The organism is Testudinibacter sp. P17/SS/0325, from assembly GCF_053570765.1.
Genome location: NZ_CM131635.1, coordinates 87,734 through 107,808, shown reverse-complemented (window position 1 = coordinate 107,808; position 20,075 = coordinate 87,734). Strand labels below are relative to the sequence as shown.

At 46.4% G+C, this 20,075-nt stretch carries 18 protein-coding genes, 1 tRNA gene and 2 pseudogenes; 8 read left to right on the top strand and 13 right to left on the bottom strand.

Features of this window, described 5'->3' with window-relative positions:
• Positions 1-109: 109 nt before the first annotated feature.
• The 10 genes and pseudogenes from agaR to orn all read right to left on the bottom strand — a co-directional run bounded on the left by agaR (position 110) and on the right by orn (position 8,582).
• A complete protein-coding gene (gene agaR, locus ACWA50_RS00450) occupies positions 110-883 on the bottom strand; it encodes a transcriptional repressor AgaR (RefSeq protein WP_431053325.1) in 774 nt (257 codons plus the stop codon).
• Between the two features lie 217 nt (positions 884-1,100).
• A complete protein-coding gene (gene hflX / locus ACWA50_RS00445) occupies positions 1,101-2,402 on the bottom strand; it encodes a ribosome rescue GTPase HflX (RefSeq protein ID WP_431054256.1) in 1,302 nt (433 codons plus the stop codon).
• A gap of 77 nt (positions 2,403-2,479) precedes the next feature.
• Entirely contained in the window at positions 2,480-2,749 is a 270-nt protein-coding gene (gene hfq / locus ACWA50_RS00440) for an RNA chaperone Hfq (protein ID WP_431053323.1), read from the bottom strand.
• A 112-nt stretch (positions 2,750-2,861) separates the two neighbouring features.
• Positions 2,862-3,833, bottom strand: coding sequence for a tRNA (adenosine(37)-N6)-dimethylallyltransferase MiaA (gene miaA / locus ACWA50_RS00435; RefSeq protein ID WP_431053321.1), 972 nt, complete (start codon positions 3,831-3,833; stop codon positions 2,862-2,864).
• Positions 3,830-5,662, bottom strand: coding sequence for a DNA mismatch repair endonuclease MutL (mutL, locus tag ACWA50_RS00430; protein ID WP_431053319.1), 1,833 nt, complete (start codon positions 5,660-5,662; stop codon positions 3,830-3,832). Before mutL ends, miaA begins: the two co-directional genes overlap by 4 nt.
• 8 nt (positions 5,663-5,670) lie before the next feature.
• Positions 5,671-6,588: pseudogene (locus ACWA50_RS00425) on the bottom strand (N-acetylmuramoyl-L-alanine amidase); the annotation flags it as partial.
• Between the two features lie 225 nt (positions 6,589-6,813).
• Positions 6,814-7,098 (bottom strand): annotated as a pseudogene (locus tag ACWA50_RS00420) (AMIN domain-containing protein); the annotation flags it as partial.
• Positions 7,099-7,169: 71 nt separating this feature from the next.
• Complete coding sequence (tsaE, locus tag ACWA50_RS00415) at positions 7,170-7,667, bottom strand: tRNA (adenosine(37)-N6)-threonylcarbamoyltransferase complex ATPase subunit type 1 TsaE (RefSeq protein WP_431053317.1); 498 nt, start codon at positions 7,665-7,667, stop codon at positions 7,170-7,172.
• Positions 7,668-7,821: 154 nt separating this feature from the next.
• A tRNA-Gly gene (locus tag ACWA50_RS00410) sits at positions 7,822-7,897 on the bottom strand.
• A 118-nt stretch (positions 7,898-8,015) separates the two neighbouring features.
• Complete coding sequence (gene orn, locus ACWA50_RS00405) at positions 8,016-8,582, bottom strand: oligoribonuclease (protein WP_431053315.1); 567 nt, start codon at positions 8,580-8,582, stop codon at positions 8,016-8,018.
• 83 nt (positions 8,583-8,665) lie between these two features.
• Here orn and rsgA point away from each other — a divergent pair, with 83 nt between their 5' ends.
• The 4 genes from rsgA to crr all read left to right on the top strand — a co-directional run bounded on the left by rsgA (position 8,666) and on the right by crr (position 12,712).
• Positions 8,666-9,721, top strand: a complete 1,056-nt coding sequence (gene rsgA, locus ACWA50_RS00400) for a small ribosomal subunit biogenesis GTPase RsgA (protein ID WP_431053313.1) — start codon at positions 8,666-8,668, stop codon at positions 9,719-9,721.
• A gap of 317 nt (positions 9,722-10,038) precedes the next feature.
• A complete protein-coding gene (gene ptsH / locus ACWA50_RS00395) occupies positions 10,039-10,296 on the top strand; it encodes a phosphocarrier protein Hpr (RefSeq protein ID WP_084255248.1) in 258 nt (85 codons plus the stop codon).
• 122 nt (positions 10,297-10,418) lie between these two features.
• Entirely contained in the window at positions 10,419-12,146 is a 1,728-nt protein-coding gene (ptsI, locus tag ACWA50_RS00390) for a phosphoenolpyruvate-protein phosphotransferase PtsI (RefSeq protein WP_431053311.1), read from the top strand.
• Between the two features lie 65 nt (positions 12,147-12,211).
• Positions 12,212-12,712: a PTS glucose transporter subunit IIA gene (gene crr / locus ACWA50_RS00385; RefSeq protein ID WP_431053309.1), complete on the top strand. Its 501-nt coding sequence runs from the start codon at positions 12,212-12,214 to the stop codon at positions 12,710-12,712.
• Between the two features lie 131 nt (positions 12,713-12,843).
• Here the strand turns inward: crr and arcA are convergent, their stop codons facing one another.
• The 3 genes from arcA to gmhB all read right to left on the bottom strand — a co-directional run bounded on the left by arcA (position 12,844) and on the right by gmhB (position 16,055).
• Complete coding sequence (gene arcA, locus ACWA50_RS00380; RefSeq protein WP_431053307.1) at positions 12,844-13,557, bottom strand: two-component system response regulator ArcA; 714 nt, start codon at positions 13,555-13,557, stop codon at positions 12,844-12,846.
• Positions 13,558-13,811: 254 nt separating this feature from the next.
• Positions 13,812-15,401 (bottom strand): peptide chain release factor 3, encoded by a 1,590-nt coding sequence (prfC, locus tag ACWA50_RS00375; RefSeq protein WP_431053305.1) that lies wholly within the window; start codon positions 15,399-15,401, stop codon positions 13,812-13,814.
• A gap of 96 nt (positions 15,402-15,497) precedes the next feature.
• Positions 15,498-16,055, bottom strand: coding sequence for a D-glycero-beta-D-manno-heptose 1,7-bisphosphate 7-phosphatase (gene gmhB / locus ACWA50_RS00370; protein ID WP_431053303.1), 558 nt, complete (start codon positions 16,053-16,055; stop codon positions 15,498-15,500).
• Positions 16,056-16,294: 239 nt separating this feature from the next.
• Here gmhB and metN point away from each other — a divergent pair, with 239 nt between their 5' ends.
• From metN to nspC, 4 genes are all read left to right on the top strand, one after another.
• A complete protein-coding gene (metN, locus tag ACWA50_RS00365) occupies positions 16,295-17,329 on the top strand; it encodes a methionine ABC transporter ATP-binding protein MetN (protein WP_431053301.1) in 1,035 nt (344 codons plus the stop codon).
• Positions 17,322-17,987: a methionine ABC transporter permease gene (locus tag ACWA50_RS00360; protein ID WP_431053299.1), complete on the top strand. Its 666-nt coding sequence runs from the start codon at positions 17,322-17,324 to the stop codon at positions 17,985-17,987. The genes metN and ACWA50_RS00360 overlap by 8 nt, the downstream gene beginning before the upstream one ends.
• A gap of 37 nt (positions 17,988-18,024) precedes the next feature.
• On the top strand, positions 18,025-18,825 hold the full coding sequence (locus ACWA50_RS00355; protein ID WP_431053297.1) for a MetQ/NlpA family lipoprotein: 801 nt from the start codon (positions 18,025-18,027) through the stop codon (positions 18,823-18,825).
• Between the two features lie 109 nt (positions 18,826-18,934).
• Positions 18,935-20,038: a carboxynorspermidine decarboxylase gene (gene nspC, locus ACWA50_RS00350; protein ID WP_431053295.1), complete on the top strand. Its 1,104-nt coding sequence runs from the start codon at positions 18,935-18,937 to the stop codon at positions 20,036-20,038.
• Positions 20,039-20,075 lie beyond the last annotated feature (37 nt).

Sequence of the window (20,075 nt, the reverse complement as noted above, 5' to 3'; positions counted from 1 at the left end):
CCTTATCAGTAAATAGAGAACGAATAAATTGCATTCGTTGGGTAAGGAGTCGAATTGACCGTTTGGCAATGCAAATACGTGTTGAAAATTTAAAACATGATTGGCATAGTTAATTGCTGTTGACTAAAATGACCCGCACACCCTGTTGTTGAAAGGCTTGCAAATAGTCGGGCGGAATGGCGTTATCGGTAATGAGAATATCAATTCCGGCAAACTTGCGAATCACATGAACACTGCGTTTACTGAATTTGCTTGAATCCGTCACCACGATAATCTGTGCCGAAATATTACACATCAAGCGGTTCAAATTGGCTTCCTGCTCATTATGCGTGGTAATTCCGACTTTCAGATCGTAACCGTCTACACCCAAAAATACTTTGTCAAAAACATAATTTTCCAAACTTTTTTCTGCGGAAATACCGGAAAAAGAGAGTGCGTTTTTTCTTAACGTGCCGCCGGGCATTCGCACCTGAACGCCGTCTGCCGCCGTCAGCTCCATTGCTACGTCTAAACCGCTGGTCATCACCACCACATCATTTAAGTGCCGCATATTTGCTGCGATTTCTTTGGTGGTAGTGCCGGAATCCAAGATAATCGAATCGCCGTCATTAATCAGTTTGGCCGCGGCTTGTCCGATCAGGCGTTTGATCTCGACGTGTTGGTTGCGTTTCTCTTTAATCGACAATTCGCCGATGATTCGGTTATTCGGCAAAGCGAAACCATGCGAACGCAATAGTAATCCTTGTTTTTGCAGATAACTGAGATCGCTGCGAATGGTGACGCTGGAAACCGCACAATGTTGTGCCAATGCTTCGACGCGAATACTGCCTTGAGCATTAACGATTTGTACAATTTGCGAACGTCTTTCCACAGTGCTTGTCATTTTCAACCCCTTACGAAAACAAACTTAATATTTCATTTGCTTTCGAATTGATTTTGAATGGCTTCATTTTTGGAGTAAAGCAAGATATTTTAAAATCAGAGAGCTATCACATTTTTTGTTTCATTACAGTTGATATTTGTGATGGTTATAACGATTTTGCGGCTGCTTTTATAAGGATAAACGGAATTGGAATATAGCAAATGAAAGCAAAAGAAAATTATTTCAAATAACTTATTAAATCCGGATAATGGGCGGCAAGTTGCCGCCATTTATGATTATCTATTTGTAATGAAAGGAGAAACTCGCCATTTTCGCTAATGTTTTCGCTGCGGATATGGTTTTGTTGATAGAGTAAGTGGCGGATTTTGCCCGCCGTCACCGGCAGCGACAGTTGCAAATGTAAAATTTGGTTTTCGAGCCGTTTTTGAATCGCTTGCCGTAGTAATTCAATTCCTTCTCCGTTCTGTGCAGAGAGATAGACCGCACTTGGCTTACCTTGATCGTCATAGTCGATATGCGGAGCGACATCTTCACATTGATCGATTTTATTGAACACCAATAAATAAGGTACGGTAGACGCCCCGATTTCTTCCAACACCGCATTGACGGCGTCGATATTTTCCTGACGGCGTTCATCGGAGGCGTCGATCACATGCAATAGCAGCGTGGCTTCGGTGGTTTCTTGCAGGGTAGATTTAAAAGCTTCGACTAAATCGTGCGGTAAATGGCGGATAAATCCGACGGTATCCGCCAGAATCGTAGTGCCGACATTTTCAATCTCCAACTTACGCAAGGTCGGATCAAGAGTAGCGAACAGTTGATCGGCTGCATAGACCTCGGCGCTGGTTAAGGCGTTGAACAAGGTTGATTTACCGGCATTGGTATAACCAACCAAGGATAAGGTCGGAATTTCGGCTTTTTGCCGGGTGCGACGGTTGAGATTGCGCTGTTGGCTGACTTTTGCCAGCTTGGATTGCAATTGCGCCAACCGCACTTTGATTAAACGGCGGTCGGTTTCGAGCTGGGTTTCGCCCGGACCGCGCAAACCGATCCCGCCCTTTTGTCGTTCTAAGTGGGTCCAACCGCGGATTAAGCGGGTGGAAATATGTTTCAGCTGTGCCAGTTCGACTTGCAGTTTGCCTTCGTGCGAACGGGCGCGTTGGGCGAAGATGTCAAGAATCAGGGTAGTGCGGTCAATGACGCGGCAGCCGCACAATTTTTCTATGTTACGGTTTTGTGCGGCGCTGAGAATATGGTTCACCAGTACGATATCGGCATTATGCAATTTGACCGCCTCCGCCACTTCTTCCGCTTTGCCTTGTCCGATAAAATATTTCGGTTGCGGCGCAGAACGCGCGGTGGTCAGCACTTCAATCACATCAACTTGCGCCGACGCGGCAAGTTGGCGGCATTCCTCGATGTTTTCCGGATCTTTTTGCTGTGAAAAAAAGACATGTACCAAAATCGCGCGCTCATTTTGCAACAACTGATCGCGGATATCTTTACGGCCTAAGCTCAGATCGAAAAGAGCGCTCTGCTGTTCGCTTGGAGCGCTGTCATTATCATATTCAGACAACGTGATTTCCTACAACCAGATTATTCGCTATCGCTAACGTCCGTTTTATTCTCACTGCTTTGCGCTTGAGAATTGTTATGGTGTGAAATCGCCCGTGCCGGCACCACGGTGGAAATCGCATGCTTGTACACCATTTGACTAACGGTATTTTTTAACAAAATAACAAATTGGTCAAATGATTCGATTTGTCCTTGCAGTTTGATCCCGTTGACCAAATAAATAGACACGGGAATGCGTTCACGACGAAGTGAGTTCAAGTAAGGATCTTGTAATGATTGTCCTTTTGCCATAATTGGATTCCTTATATTTTAGTTATGATGTTTTAGTTATAGTCTTACAAATTTTTAAGCAAAACCGGAAACGACCGCAGTATGTCTGTCCCTCTATTTCAATATAGCAACTTTATTTCCGAAAGTCACCCGTCTGCAAGAGGGCGGAGCCGCTTTCTTGCAAAATTTGCATAATTTTTTGTTTTGCTTGCGGAATTGCCAAACTGTCCAGCCAGTGAATCTCCGATTTCCAGCCCCTTAGCCAGGTTATTTGCCGTTTTGCCAGTTGGCGGGTGGCGCAAATGCCACGATAGATCATGTCGGCATGATCATAATCGCCGCGCAAATATTCCCACATTTGACGGTAGCCGACGCACCGAATGGAGGGAAGATCCGGATGCAGATCGCCACGTTGATAGAGCGACCGCACTTCCTGTTCAAAGCCTTGCATGATCATATTATGAAAGCGTTGTTCAATGCGCTGATGTAATACCGCACGATCTTGCGGCGCAATCGCAAATTGCATAATCCGATAGGGCAGGGCTTCGCCTTGGATTGCCGTCAGTTCGGTCATGCTTTTGCCACTGATATAATACACTTCCAAGGCGCGGTTAATCCGCTGCGGATCATTGGGGTGGATCCGTGCGGCTGCAATCGGATCAACTTGTTGCAGTTGTTGGTGCAGATATGCCCAGCCTTTTTCGGCGGCAACCGCTTCAATTTCAGACCGCACTTTGTCATCTGCCGACGGCAACGGTGATAACCCCTCAAGTAAGGCTTTGTAATACAACATAGTGCCGCCGACCAACAACGGAATTTTACCCTGTTGAGTGATCGATTGCATTTCGCGCAGTGCGTCATGACGGAAATCGGCGGCAGAATAACTTTCCGCCGGATCTTTAATGTCGATTAAGCGATGTGGCGCTAAAGCTAATTCCGCCGGGTTCGGTTTGGCGGTGCCGATATCCATGCCACGGTAAATCAATGCCGAATCGACACTAATCACCTCGAACGGCAACTGTTGGCGCAACTGAATCGCCAAGTCGGTTTTACCGGAGGCGGTCGGTCCCATGAGGAAAACAGCCAAAGGTTTGCGGTTGCTCATAGGGTATTTCCTAATCGATAAGGCTGTAGATCCAATGGCAGCAAGAGTTGTTTAAATTGCGCCGATTCGCTGTCGAGCAGCTGCTCTAAACGCGCGAATTCGGCATTGGCATCGGCTAAGGTTTGCAGTGGCGGCAAGGTTAAATTGTTGATTAAGTGCGTGAGGAAATCGTTAAATTTACTCAGGTTACTCTGATTGAGCAAGCCGACCAGACAGGCTTGCAGATTTTGCTGGCGCAACACTGACGGCACGGCACTCACGGTTAAGCGGCTTTTGCCGTGCTGTTGATACAGCGTGATTTCAAAGCCGCAACGGGCAAAGTGCGGTTGCCGTTGCGTCCAATGTTCGGCTTGGATCTGATCTAAATGCAACACCAACGGAATCAGTAGCGGCTGATGAGGGATTTTTTCTTGTTGTAGTTCTTGCGTTAATTTGCAGCGTTGCAACGCCGGCACTTGCACAAAATAGAGCCGTTGCTGCCGTTGCAATAATAACAGTTGCTCGTCCGCCAGCAAGGTTAACAGGCGCAAGTGCGGATTTTGCTGAATTTCCCATGACGGCGCGGGCTCTTGGATTGGCATAGGATTTGGATTCAACGTCGAATAGCTCACGGTTGCAGGTTGCAGCAACTGATGATATGCCTTGCCTTCTGCCGGGCGATAAGCCGGGCGTTCTGAAAAATCCCGCGGCGCATGATCACTCGCCGAAGTGCGGTTTGAACTTGCACTGACCGCACTTGCGCTTGGTGCCGGCGCAAAAATATTTTCCCCCGCTGCGGCACGATTAGGGGCTAGTGGCGATTGCATTTCCGTTTCGATAAAATCTAAGTTATCGGCCGTTGCCAACGCATTCAGTACGCCCTGATAGATAAAGTCATGTATTAAACGACTTTGGTGAAACCGCACTTCGTGTTTTGCCGGATGTACATTGACATCAACCTGTGTCGGATCAAGATCGATAAACAACACGAATGCCGGAAACGCCTCGCTGTGAATGTTATCGCCATAGGCTTGACGCACCGCATGGTTGATGGTTTTATCGCGCATCATACGCCCGTTGACATAACTGTAATTCAGATCGTTTTGCGCACGTAAAAAACGGGTGTTGGCGACCCAGCCGTAGAGGTGCAAATCGTTGTGCTGCCAGTTGATTTCCAATGCATTTTCGACAAAATCTTGTCCGCAAATCGCAGCCAAGCGTTTCAGTTTTTGCTGCGGACTGCCGGCTTTACGGTATTGGCGTACGATTTTGCCGTTGTGGGTTAAGGTGAAAGCCGCTTGTGATTTGACCAACGCAATGCGACGCACCACTTCGTCAATATGGCTGAATTCGGTTTTTTCGGTGCGCAAAAATTTGCGTCGTGCCGGCGTATTGAAAAACAGATTCGCCACTTCGACCGTGGTGCCGACAGGATGTGCCGCCGGCTGAATGGTGGTTTCCATCTCGCGTCCCTGTGCGAATACCTGCCAGGCTTCGGTTTGTTGCGGCGGTTTGGAGGTCAGGGTCAGGCGTGAGACCGAGCTGATACTGGCAAGGGCTTCGCCACGGAAACCGAGGCTTAAAATCGCTTCTAAATCTTCTAACGTGCTGATTTTACTGGTGGCGTGGCGTGATAAAGCGAGAGCTAACTCCGCTTTCGGAATGCCAAAACCGTTATCACGAATGCGGATTAAGCCTGCACCGCCTCGCTCGATGTCAATCTGAATGTCGTCCGCTCCGGCGTCAAGGCTGTTTTCCACCAGTTCTTTCACCACCGACGCAGGACGTTCCACCACCTCACCGGCGGCAATCTGGTTAGTCAGTTGTGGCGAAAGAATTTGAATCGGCATGCTGTTTAATCCCGTAATTTAATTTTTTGTCCGATACGGACATTGTCGTTTTTCAACTTATTTAAACGCTGTAATTCACGAATTTTGATATTGTATTTAATTGAGATTCCGCCCAGACTTTCTCCCGCTTTCACGGTGTGGAATTGCGGGGTGCTGCTCGCCTTATTACTTGCTTTGCCGCCGGCTTTATTGCTTTTAGCCGTGTTGCCCGCCCGGCCGGCGACCGCACTTGCCTCACCGCTTGTGTTGTAATAATCAATCAAACCGCGATAAATGGCATTGGCGATTTGGCGGCGGTAAGCGGCGGTTGCCAGTTTGCTTTCTTCTTCATGATTAGAAAGGAAACCGGTTTCCACCAACACCGACGGAATATCCGGCGAACGCAATACCCCGAGGCTGGCGTGTTGCGGCACGTTTTTGCTCAATTTGGCAAAGCTGCCGAAGCGTTTCAGAATGGCTTGCCCTAACTGATAACCGGCGCGTTGCGAATGCCCGAATTGCAGATCCAATACGGTTTGGTTCAAATATTTTTCATCGTGCGACGCCAAAACATTACCGGCGCCGCCCAATAATTCCGATTGTTTTTCATGATCTTCCAACCAACGCCCCATTTCGCTGCTGGCACGTTTATTTGACAGCACCCAAACCGAGGCGCCGCGTAGCGACGGTGATCCGTTGGAGTCGGCATGGATGGAGATTAAATAATTGGCTTTGTTCTTCCGCGCAATTTCCGAGCGGTTCGGCACCGAAATATAGTAATCGCCGGTGCGGGTCAATACACTTTTGAAACGGTGATCTTTATCCAATAGGGCTTTTAATTCTTTAGCAATTTGCAGGGTAACCACTTTTTCACGCAAGCCTAAACCGGTGCCGATTGCACCGGGATCTTTGCCGCCATGGCCGGCATCAATTGCGATGACTAACACGCCGGTACGGGCGGCGTTGCTTCTGGCAGCCGTTGCTTGATTTTTCGTGGTGGTGGCGGTTTTAACCGTCTCTTTCGCCACTTTTGCTGCGCTAGTGCCGGTTTTTGTTGCTGCGGTTTGACCGGCGGCATTATCGACCATCAGTGTAATTTTTTTACCGTTATTGTGGAATTTAAAACCGCTTTTTTGTTTGAGTTCTAATACCACCCGCAGGGTAGTGGAACGGGGCGGGTTGCTGGTGCGCAGATTGGCCACGACACTGTCGTTAATCTTTCTCGGCAACAACTTGGCGTGAGCTTGGCTGTTGGCAAAGTCAATCACCAAGCGTTCCGGATTTTGCAAGGCAAAATAGCTGTATTTGGTGGCGAGCGAAAAAGAAAACTCGATTTGCGTTTTTTTGTTTTCATTTTTCACATTCAGTGCGGTCAGGGTGCCCGCGTTGGCGGAAAAACTGATAAAGCCGAGTAAAAGTGTCAAAAAGTAAGTGATAAACAAAGCAAATTTTTTCATTCTGGCGTCTTTCGTCAAATCAAAACAGTTAAATATAAATTCGGTTATGCTGCTGCGTGCGCTTGGTTGCGTTAGTGCAATTGTGCCGCAATGCGTTCACCCATTTCGCTGTGCGCCGTGAGTTGCAGCTCACGTCCTTGTGCTAAATAGTTGAGTTGAATGGTTATGTCCGCCGCAGGAATCATGCCTTGCCCGCGCTCCGCCCATTCCAATAATGCCAAGCTGCCGGATTGAAAATAATCACGAATGCCCATAAACGCCAATTCTTCCGGATCGGCGAGGCGATACAGATCAAAGTGGTAAACATTCAAGGTCGGCAGAGGGTATTCTTCGACTAAAGTATAAGTCGGACTTTTGACATTACCGTTATGCCCCAGCGCCTGAATTATACCGCGGCTAAACGTGGTTTTGCCCGCACCTAAACCACCATATAAATAGACAACAAAGCCCTGTTTTTGTTCCATTGCATTATATTTGATCAAAAGCGCGCTCAGACGTGCGGCAAAGGCGAGCAATTGCGCTTCGTTTTCAAATTGGATTTGATATGGAGATGTTGCTAGTGGCGACATAATTCAACTTAATATAAACGGAATATCCAAACTAAAATCAGGCGCTAATGATAGAGGAATTTTGCTGTGAATGCACGGTTTTATCTGCATAGAAACCGCACTTTATAGTGCAATAAAAAGAGATAAACTAGGTAAACGATAAGGTTTGAGAATTTGGAGCGGGAAACGAGACTCGAACTCGCGACCCCAACCTTGGCAAGGTTGTGCTCTACCAACTGAGCTATTCCCGCATTTGAATGGTCTGACGTAATCAGTGGGGTGCATTATACAAAAATTTTTTTTGCCTGCAACCCCAAATAATAAAAAAAAGTTTGATTGTCGAAAATGACAGCAAAAAGCGTATGATTTTTAGCTTTGCGACGTATTTTTGTTCAAATCAATAAAATGTTCGCGGTAATAAGCGAGTTCGGCAATCGATTCCCGGATGTCATCGAGCGCCAAATGGGTATTCTGTTTTTTAAAACCGTCTAAAATTTCCGGTTTCCAGCGGCTTGCCAGTTCTTTCACGCTGCTGACATCGAGATAGCGGTAGTGAAAATAGTCGGCTAATTCCGGCATATATTTGAACAAAAAGCGCTTATCTTGCGCCACGCTGTTGCCGCAAATCGGCGAGCTGTTTTTCGGCACCCATTTTTTCAGAAAATCCAAGGTGCGCAATTCGGCGGCACGTTCGCTTAATTTGCTTTCTTTAACGCGCGAAACTAAGCCGTTGGCGGTATGGGTTTTGCTGCACCATTCGCTCATGGCGTTGAGTAAACTGTCCGGCTGGTGAACGGCAAGCACCGGTCCTTCGGCAAGTATATTCAGATCTTTATCGGTGACAATGGTGGCGATTTCAATGATTCGCTCTTTTTCCGGATCCAAACCGGTCATTTCAAGATCAATCCAGATCAGATTTTGTTTATCGAATGGCATAATATGCGGTATCCTAGTCGTTCAAAAATTATCTCATTTACGCGCTATTTTAGCGTAAAAACCAGCGGGAGTAAGGAAATTTTTTGAGTAAGCAAAAGTTAACAAAAAATCAGAAGCGCCGAATTCAATCTAACCAACAGAAAACGTTAAGTCATTATCAGCAGCGGAAAAAAGAAACGCGTGAGATTGAATGGCAGGATGACATGTTGGGCGAAATGCAAAGCGGAAGGGTGATTTCCCGTTATGCGCTGCATGCCGATATTGAAAACAGCGTAGGCGAGGTATTTCGCTGTAACTTGCGCCGCACCTTAAGTAATTTGGTGGTTGGTGATCGGGTGTTGTGGCGTGCCGGACATCAGCAATTGCAAGGGATCAGCGGCGTGGTGGAAGCGGTGCAGGAGCGTAAAAATGTGCTTTCCCGTCCGGATTATTATGACGGGATTAAACCGATTGCGGCGAATATCGATCAAATTTTTGTGGTTTCGGCGATGTTACCGCACTTTTCCGCCAATATTATCGATCGTTATTTGGTGGTGTGTGAAAGTTTGGGGATTGAGCCGATTTTGCTCTTGAACAAAATTGATTTATGTACAGCGGAAGAGCGTAGCGAAGCCGAGCAACTGTTTGATATTTACCGCACTTTGGGTTACCGCGTGCTGATGGTTTCTTCTTATAGTGGCGAAAATATGCGGCAGTTAGCCGACATGTTGCGTGATGGCTGTTCGATTTTCGTCGGACAATCCGGGGTGGGGAAATCCAGTTTACTCAATGCGTTGCAACCGCACTTGGCATTGCAGATCGGCGCTGTCAGTGAAAATTCCGGTTTAGGGCAACATACTACAACGGTTTCCCGTTTGATTCGCTTAACCGACGGCGGCGAAGTGATTGATTCGCCCGGTATCCGTGAGTTTGGCGTATGGCATTTGGACGCGACCACCATTACCAATGGTTACCGTGAATTTCAGGACTATCTTGGCGGCTGTAAATTCCGCGATTGCAAACATCTGGACGATCCGGGCTGTGTGTTGCGTGAGGCAGTGGAGCAGGGCAAAATTCACCCGCTACGTTTTGAAAATTACCACCGCCTGATTCTGGCGTTGGACGAAAATAAGGCGCAACGGCATTTTGTTACAAATTAATTTGCGTTAGGGCATGAAACCGTGGTGCAAAACCGTGATAGGCAAATGTCAAATCCGCTCATAAAATGTAAGATGCGGTTAAAAAATAAACTTTTTTAATTAAAAACTGTGCGATACATCATATTTTTTCCAGTTATGCCTTGATTATTTAGGCGGAATATTGATACTAACCCAAATAATTATTTTAGTCGGTAAAATAATTATTAAAAAATTGTGATAATCAGGGTTGTGCCCGTATTGAACTAGGGGCGCCGTGATTTGCTATGAATCATATTGATTTATATTCAGTGTTACTCAGATAAATAAGGAAATTACTTATGTACTCAAAAGACGTTACCATTACTGCTCCAAATGGCTTACATACTCGCCCGGCTGCACAGTTTGTCAAAGAAGCAAAAGCGTTTGCCTCCGATATTACAGTAACTTCCAACGGTAAAAGCTCCAGTGCGAAAAGCTTGTTCAAATTGCAAACCTTAGGTTTGGTGCAAGGCACCGTCATCACCATCAGTGCCGAAGGCGAAGACGAAGAAAAAGCGGTTGAGCATTTGGTTGCGCTGATCCCGACTTTAGAATAAATCAATTTAAGCTGATTCGATTGTCGGTGGTTATTGCCTGTCAAGACAGGTTATAATTTAAGCAAGCTAAAGCGAATAGAGCTCTATTCGCTTCACTATTTTTATTCAACAAAGGTTTTATTATGATTTCAGGTATTTTAGCGTCACCAGGGATTGTCTTCGGTAAGGCACTGGTTCTGAAAGAAGAAGAGATTGTTTTAAATACAAAATCCATCGCTGCATCTCAGGTTGAGGCTGAAATTCAGCGTTTCTATGACGGGCGTGAAAAAGCGGTCGAGCAGTTAACCGCGATTAAAGAGAAAGCCACCAGAACATTAGGTGAAGAAAAAGGTGCCATTTTTGACGGGCACTTGATGATTCTGGAAGATGAAGAGCTGGAAGACGAAATTCTGGCCCTGATCCGTGATGATTTGGTGACCGCCGATTTTGCCGCCGGTTCCGTGGTTGATCAGCAAGTGACCATGCTGTCTGAAATCGATGATGAATATCTGAAAGAAAGAGCGGGCGATATCCGCGATATTGGTAACCGTTTAATCAAAAATATTTTGGGTATGAATATTGTTGATCTGGGGGAAATCAACGAAGAAGTCATTCTGATTGCGAATGATTTGACCCCGTCTGAAACGGCACAATTAAATCTAGACAAAGTGCTGGGTTTTATCACCGACATCGGCGGGCGCACCTCACACACCTCAATCATGGCGCGTTCTTTGGAGTTACCGGCGATCGTCGGCACCAATGTGGCAACCAAACTGATCGTCAGCGGCGACACCTTGATTTTGGATGCGGTCAATAATGAGATTTTCATCAATCCGTCACAAGAAGAGTTAAACCGTATTATCGGCTTGCAACAGCAATTGGCGGAAGAAAAAGCCGAACTGGCAAAACTGAAAGATTTACCGGCGGTGACCTTAGACGGGCATAACGTCGAAGTGGTGGCGAACATTGGCACTATCCGCGATGTGGAAGGCGCACACCGTAACGGCGCGGAAGGCGTTGGTCTCTATCGTACCGAATTCCTGTTTATGGATCGTGATCAGTTGCCGAGCGAAGAAGAACAATTCCAAGCCTATAAAGAAGTGGTTGAGGCGATGGACGGTAAATTGGTGGTGTTGCGCACGATGGATATTGGTGGCGACAAAGAGTTGCCGTATTTGAATTTACCGAAAGAAATGAATCCATTCCTAGGCTGGCGTGCGATTCGTATTGCTTTAGACAAACGTGAAATCCTGAATGATCAGCTAAGAGCGGTCTTGCGGGCTTCCGCATTTGGCAAACTGGCGATAATGTTCCCGATGATTATTTCGGTGGAGGAAATTCGTACGCTGAAAGCGGTGGTTACGGAATTAAAACAAGCGTTGCGCAACGAAGGCAAAGCCTTTGACGAAAATATTCAAATCGGCGTGATGGTGGAAACGCCGTCTGCGGCGGTGAATGCCAAATTCTTGGCGAAAGAAGTGGATTTCTTCAGTATCGGCACCAATGACTTGACCCAATACACCTTGGCGGTTGATCGTGGTAATGAATTGATTTCACACCTGTATAATCCGATGACTCCGTCGGTGTTGAGCCTGATTAAACAAGTGATCGATGCGTCGCACGCGGAAGGCAAATGGACCGGGATGTGCGGCGAGTTAGCCGGGGATGAACACGCCACGTTATTGTTGCTCGGCATGGGGCTGGATGAATTCAGTATGAGCGCGATTTCAGTGCCGCGGATCAAAAAATTGATTCGTAATGTGAACTATGCGGACGTACAAAACTTGGCAAACGAGGTGTTGCAACAACCGACTGCGGCGGATATTCAAGCGAAAATTTCGGCTTTTTTAACCGAAAACGGTTTAAACTAGATACAAATTAAAAAATTTCGGGTAACATAACAGAGATTTTTGATGGATTAATGAGGAGATTTAAAATGGGTTTATTTGATAAACTATTTGGTTCAAAAGACAATAAAGGTGCGGAAGTTGAAATTTATGCGCCATTATCCGGTGAAATTGTCAACATTGAAGATGTGCCGGACGTTGTTTTTTCGGAAAAAATCGTTGGTGACGGGATCGCAATTCGTCCTACCGGTAATAAAATTGTCGCCCCAATCGACGGCGTGATTGGTAAAATTTTCGAAACCAACCACGCATTCTCAATGGAATCCAAAGAAGGCGTTGAGCTTTTCGTGCACTTCGGGATTGATACCGTAGAATTAAAAGGCGAAGGTTTCACTCGTATTGCCGAAGAGGGGCAAGATGTGAAAAAAGGCGATACCATCATTGAATTTGATTTGGCAGTATTAGAAGCCAAAGCAAAATCAGTGTTGACGCCGGTGGTGATCTCCAACATGGATGAAATCAGCAGTATTGAAAAAGCCAGCGGCCCGGTTGTATTAGGCGAAACCGTGATTTTGAAACTGAAAAAATAAAATTTTCTTCATGCTTTAAAAACCAGACCTACAGTCTGGTTTTTGTTTTTGTCTACTATGCCTCGCCTAGTAGATAAAATAAAACCGGAAAATATTTTTATTTTCCGGTTAAAAGTGCGGTTCAGTGTGGTTTATTCGAGTTCACCGCAAAAACGATAACCTTCCCCGTGGATAGTTGCGATGATTTCCGGCGTATCCGGGTGCGACTCAAAATGTTTGCGAATGCGGCGAATGGTGACGTCAACGGTTCTATCATGTGGTTTCAACTCGCGCCCGGTCATTTTTTTCAGTAAATCATCACGGGTTTGGATTTTCCCCGGATTTTCACAGAAATGCAGCAACGCACGGAATTCGCTGCGGGGTAACTTATTGCTTTCCCCTTCCGGCGAAATCAAGGTGCGGCTGTTAATATCCAGCGCCCAACCGTTGAAACGGTATTGTTCCACGTGTTCGTGCGAAATCGGTTGTTCTTTTTCGGACATGGTGCGTTGCAACAGATTTCTGGCACGAATTGCCAATTCTCTTGGATTAAACGGTTTGGTGATATAGTCGTCGGCACCGATTTCCAGTCCCAAAATTTTATCCACTTCATTATCGCGTCCGGTTAAGAACATCAGCGCGGTATTGGCGGTTTCACGCAATTCGCGTGCCAGCATTAAGCCATTTTTGCCGGGTAAATTAATATCCATCACCACCAGATTGACGCTGGTGCTGGACAGAATACTATGCATTTTATTACCGTCAGAAGCTTCCATCACTTCGTAACCTTCCGCCTCAAAAATGTTTTTTAGAGTATTTCTGGTAACGGCTTCATCTTCGACGATAAGAATTTTAGGAATACGCATTTATCTTTTACCTATAAAATCACAGGGTTATAAATCACCATTATTATATTGGTTTTCATGGCAATTAATTTTACTTTTAATAAACAAATAAAATATTCATTGCAGAATTGCAACCTAACTATAACATAAAGAATACGAAAAAAAGCATAATTCTGTTCTAAACTTTGACTTAGGTCATCCTTTAGAGGGAGTTTTTAGTGCGATAGGCTAAAAATAATGTGAAAAAATGCTTTTTACATTGTTTAAGTGTCGTATTAATGTTCTTTTGTTTTAAAAAATTTCACATCCGGATAACGTTCATGCGCCAAGTTTAAATTGACCATAGTCGGAGCAATGTAAGTTAAGTTATCGCTGCCGTCCAAGGCTAAATTCTGCTCGTTTTTGCGTTTAAATTCTTCGAATTTTTTCACGTCGTCGCATTCAACCCAGCGCGCGGTGGTGACATTGACCGTTTCGTAAATCGCTTCCACGTTATATTCGCTTTTCAGACGTGCAACCACCACATCAAACTGCAACACCCCGACCGCGCCGACAATCAGATCGTTGTTGGTGAGCGGACGGAACACCTGCACTGCGCCCTCTTCCGAAAGCTGCACCAAGCCTTTTAACAGCTGCTTTTGTTTCAGCGGATCGCGCAAGCGGATACGGCGGAACAGTTCCGGGGCGAAATTCGGAATGCCGCTGAATTTCAGCTTTTCACCCTGAGTGAAAGTATCGCCGATTTGAATTGTGCCGTGATTGTGCAAGCCGATAATATCGCCGGCATAGGCTTCTTCGGCATGAGTCCGGTCGCCCGCCATAAACGTGAGCGCGTCGGAAATCACCACATCTTTACCAATTCGGACGTGGTGCATTTTCATACCTTTTTCATATTTGCCCGACACGATACGCATAAAGGCAACACGGTCACGGTGTTTCGGATCCATGTTCGCTTGAATTTTAAATACAAAGCCCGTCAGTTTTTCTTCCGCCGGAGAGACATCGCGCAAATCGGAGTGGCGCGCTTGCGGGCGGGGTGCCCATTGGGTCAAGCCGTCCAACATATGATCGACGCCAAAGTTGCCAAGTGCGGTGCCGAAGAAGACCGGCGTCAGTTGCCCTTGCAAAAAGGCGTCCAGTTCAAACGGATTGGAGGCACCTTGCACCAATTCCAGTTCGTCACGTAATTGTTGCGCCAAATCATCGCCGACCGTGCTGTCTAATTCCGGATTATCCAACCCCTTAATCACCCGCACTTCTTGGATGGTGTGTCCTTGCCCGGTTTGATAGAGGTAGGTTTCGTCATTGTAGAGATGATAAACGCCTTTAAATAATTTACCGCAACCGATAGGCCAGGTGATCGGCGCACAATGGATATTCAATACGTTTTCCACTTCGTCTAACAGTTCCATCGGATCACGAATATCGCGGTCGAGTTTATTCATAAAGGTCAAAATCGGCGTGTCGCGCAAACGGGTGACTTCCATCAGTTTAATCGTGCGTTCCTCAACCCCTTTGGCGGAATCGATTACCATCAAACAGCTGTCCACTGCGGTCAACGTGCGGTAGGTATCTTCCGAGAAGTCTTCGTGTCCCGGGGTATCCAACAAATTGACCAAGCAATCGCGATACGGAAATTGCATTACCGAGGTGGTGATCGAAATCCCGCGTTGTTTTTCCATTTCCATCCAGTCGGATTTGGCGTGTTGGCTCGAGCCGCGCCCTTTGACCGTACCGGCGGTTTGAATCGCTTCACCGTACAGCAACACTTTTTCCGTAATCGTGGTTTTACCGGCATCGGGGTGGGAAATAATCGCGAAAGTGCGGCGTTTATCAATTTGTTGTGGATATTGGTTGACTGACATTGGTAATTTTATCTCGGGTTAATATTTTTATCGGCGCGTATTGTCGCTTATATAAAGGGCAAATTCAATCTTACACGCGAATTGGCGGTATTTAGTTTATTTTTTTATATGGCGCTTAATATAATCCGGTAACTCCGCCACCGAATCCAACACCGCCTCTGCCAATTTTTCGCCTTCGGCAGTCACCGTTTTTCCGCTGCGGACTAAAATAGTATGGGCTACACCGGCAGCGTTGCCCGCCATCAGATCCTCGATTTTGTCGCCGACCATAAAAGAGCGGTTAAGATCAATCTTCAGCTCGCTAGAGGCTTGCAACAACATGCCCGGTTTCGGTTTGCGGCAGTCGCAATCTTGGCGATATTCGCCCTGTCCGTCCGGCAGGTGGGGGCAATAATAAATGCCGTCGAAATCCACGCCGCGATCCGCCAGTGACCAATCGAACCACTCGGTCAGTTGCAGAAATTGATCTTCGCTGAAATAGCCGCGCGCAATGCCGGATTGATTGGTGACCAACACCAATAAATAGCCCATTTGTTTGAGTTCCAACAAGGCTTCAATACTGCCGTTGATAAATTCAAATTGATCGATTTGGTGGACATAACCGTGATCGACATTGAGGGTGCCGTCGCGATCGAGAAAAATGGCTTTTTGCATAAGAACCTTTAGTCTTTAGTGTAGTATAGTGGCGGAGCGGAATCGCCCGTTTATTGGCGGCGATTATAGCGCATAATCGTACTGAAATGCGGGAATAGCGTACTTTTATTGAATAAAATGCAGTAAAGTGTCTAGCTTATAACGAGTTGCTATAAAAAAGGGGCAACTAGCGGTTGACATGGCAATCTGGACGTCTAAAATAGCGAGGTAATTTATGACTTCAATCACAAAGGGCTTACATGATTAAGCTAAAAAACATTAACAAAATTTTTGAGGCGAACGGCAAAAAGCTGACCGCACTTGATAACGTCAATCTGGTGATCCCAAAGGGGCAGATCTGTGGCGTGATCGGTGCGTCGGGGGCGGGCAAAAGCACGCTGATCCGTTGCGCCAACTTGCTGGAGCAACCGACCAGTGGGCAGGTGTTTGTCGACGGGCAGGAATTGACCGCGATGAATACCGCGCAGTTAGTCGAGGCGCGCCGTCATATCGGCATGATTTTCCAGCATTTTAACCTGTTAAGTAACCGCACGGTATTTGGCAACGTGGCGTTGCCGTTAGAATTGAACGGCAGTGATCAAAGTGCGGTCACCCGGCGGGTGGACGAGTTATTAGAACTGGTCGGTCTAAGCGACAAGAAAAACGTTTATCCGAGTAATCTGTCCGGCGGGCAAAAACAGCGGGTGGCGATTGCGCGCGCGTTGGCTTCCGAGCCGAAAGTGCTGTTATGCGACGAAGCGACCAGCGCACTCGATCCGGCAACCACACAGTCGATTTTAAGCCTGTTGCAAGAAATCAACCAAAAATTGGGTTTAACCATACTGTTAATTACTCACGAAATGGAAGTGGTGAAGCAAATCTGTCATCAAGTGGTGGTGATTGATAAAGGGCAGTTAGTTGAATCGGGAAGTGTGAGCGAAGTGTTCTCCAACCCGAAAACCGAACTGGCAAAAAGCTTCATTCAATCCACGTTTCGAATTAATTTGCCGAAGCAGTATATGGAACAACTCTCGCCGTCGCCAAAAGGAGCGAATTCTTATCCGATTATCAAATTTGAATTTACCGGGCGCTCGGTTGACGCCCCGTTATTGTCGCAAACTTCGAAAAAATTCGGTGTGGATTTGAGTATTTTAGTCTCACAGATTGATTATATCGGCGGGGTGAAATTTGGCTTCACTATTGCCGAGGTGGAAGGGCCGGAAGACGCGATTACCGAGGCGAAAATTTATTTGATGGAACACAATGTCCGGGTAGAGGTGTTAGGCTATGTTTGATCGTTTAACACCACAAGTGTGGCAGATGATTTTGAATGCGACCGGCGAAACGTTATATATGGTATTTGCTTCTGGATTGTTGGCTGCACTTTTTGCTATTCCGCTTGGTGTGTTGTTATTTATCACCCGTCCGGGCGAAATTAAGCAAAATCCGAAGTTATATCGGAGTATCAGCATGGCGGTCAATATCGGACGGGCGATCCCGTTTGTGATTTTGCTGTTCTGGATTATTCCGTTCACCCGTGCCTTGGTCGGCTCGTCGATTGGTACTACGGCGGCGGTTGTGCCGTTAACCGTAGCGGCGATTCCGTTTGTGGCGCGTTTGGTCGAAGGCGCGCTGTTAGAGATTCCCGCAGGGCTGACCGAAGCCGCACGAGCCATGGGCGCCACCGATTTACAAATCATCAGCAAATTTTTATTGCCTGAGGCGCTGCCGGCGTTGATCAATGGAATAACGATCACGTTGGTGACCTTAGTGAACTATTCCGCGATGGCGGGCATTGTCGGCGGCGGCGGTTTGGGCGATGTGGCGATTCGCTATGGCTATCAAACCAATGTACCGGAAATTTTAACCACCGTAGTGGTTATCTTGGTGGCATTGGTGCAACTGATTCAATTTGTCGGCGATCGCTTAGTTCGTTATGTCGATCACCGTTAGGTTTTATTCATTACTCTTTACGAAAAAGGAAAATACCATGAAATTAAAAAATATTTTCACCTTGACCGCATTGGCTACTGCTGTTGCATTTTCCGGTTCAGCATTGGCTAAAGACGGCAAACTTAAAGTGGGCATTCAAACCGGTCCGGAATTCTCCGTTGCCGAAGTCGCAAAACAAGTGGCGAAAGATCAATTCGGTTTAGAGGTTGAACTTGTACCCTTTACCGACTATGTCACTCCGAACGTGGCATTGGAAGAAAAATCGATTGATGCGAACGCATTCCAACACAAACCGTATTTGGATGCGCAAGTGGAAGCGCGTGGTTTGAAAGGGTTGGTGATTGTCGGTAATACTTTCGTTTACCCGATTGCGGCATATTCTAAAAAAATCAGCAAACTTGATGAACTGAAAGACGGGGCAACCGTGGCGATTCCAAATGATCCGACTAACGGCGGACGTGCCTTGTTATTGTTACAAGCACAAGGGTTGCTGAAATTGAAAGAGGGTACGGGATTAACCCCGACCGCACTTGATATCGTTGACAATCCGAAAAAACTGAAAATTCGCGAATTAGAAGCACCGTTGTTACCACAAGTATTGCCGGAAGTGGATTTAGCGGTCATCAATAATACTTATGCCGGACAAGCAGGCTTGTTCCCAAGCACCGACGCGATTTTCGTGGAGGACAAAGATTCGCCGTATGTGAATATCATTGTGGCACGCGAAGACAACAAAGACGATCAAGATGTGGTAAACTTTGTCAAAGCTTATAATTCCGAAGCCGTGTATGAAAAAGCGAAAGCGGAGTTTAAAGACTCTGTGGTGAAGGGCTGGTAATTAACCTAATCCGCTCTACAATGAGTAAAGTAAATATATAATAGTATCAATAGGTTGATTGAGAGTTTCTCTTAATCAACCGATTTTTTTATAGAATGTGAAAAGAAAAATGACTGAATTAGCCACGCCGTATTATCTGATTGATAAAAGCAAATTACTGAAAAATATGCAGAAAATTGCCTATCTGCGTGAGCGTTCCGGGGCGAAAGCTTTGTTGGCGTTGAAATGTTTTGCCACCTGGGGCGTGTTTGATTTTATGCGTCAGTATATGGACGGCACAACCTCGTCTTCGTTGTATGAAGTGAAATTGGGACAGCGCAAATTCGGCGGCGAAACCCATGCCTATAGCGTGGCGTACAGCGACGCGGAAATTGCCGAGGTGGTTGCCAACGCGGATAAAATCATTTTCAATTCTATCAGCCAGTTACAGCGTTTTTCTCAACAAGCACAAGATATTCAGCGCGGTTTGCGCGTCAATCCGCGTGTCAGCGCCTCTGATTTTATCTTGGCGGATCCGGCGCGTCCGCACAGCCGTTTAGGCGAATGGGACATCAATAAAATTCGTGACGTACTGCCGCTGATTAACGGTTTTATGTTCCACAACAACTGTGAAAACGGCGATTTTGACCGATTTGATCAGATGTTAAAGCATATCGAAAACGAATTTGGCGAACTTCTGCAGCAAGTGGATTGGGTCAGCTTGGGCGGCGGCATTCATTTTACCAGTGAAGGGTATCCGCTCGATCAATTTGCCGACCGCCTAAAACAATTTGCCCAACGATACGGCGTGCAGGTGTATTTAGAACCGGGCGAAGCGGCGATCACCCTCAGCACCAGTCTGGAAGTGACGGTGTTGGATACCTTACATAACGGCAAAGATTTGGCGATTGTCGACAGCTCAATCGAAGCGCATATGTTGGATTTGCTGATTTATCGCCAAACCGCTAAGCTACAGCCGAATCAGGGCGATTATCACTATATGGTCTGTGGCAAATCTTGTCTTGCCGGCGATATTTTCGGCGAATATCGGTTTGAACAACCGTTGAAAATCGGCGATCGCCTGTCGTTCTGCGACGCCGCCGGTTATACCATGGTGAAAAAGAATTGGTTCAATGGCGTCAATATGCCGTCCATTGCCATGAAAGAATTGAATGGTGAGATTAAATTAATCAAACAATTCAATTTTGACGATTACGTTGACAGCTTGTCTTAACCGTTTTGCGTTATTGCAAGTGGTTTCAACGAATCAA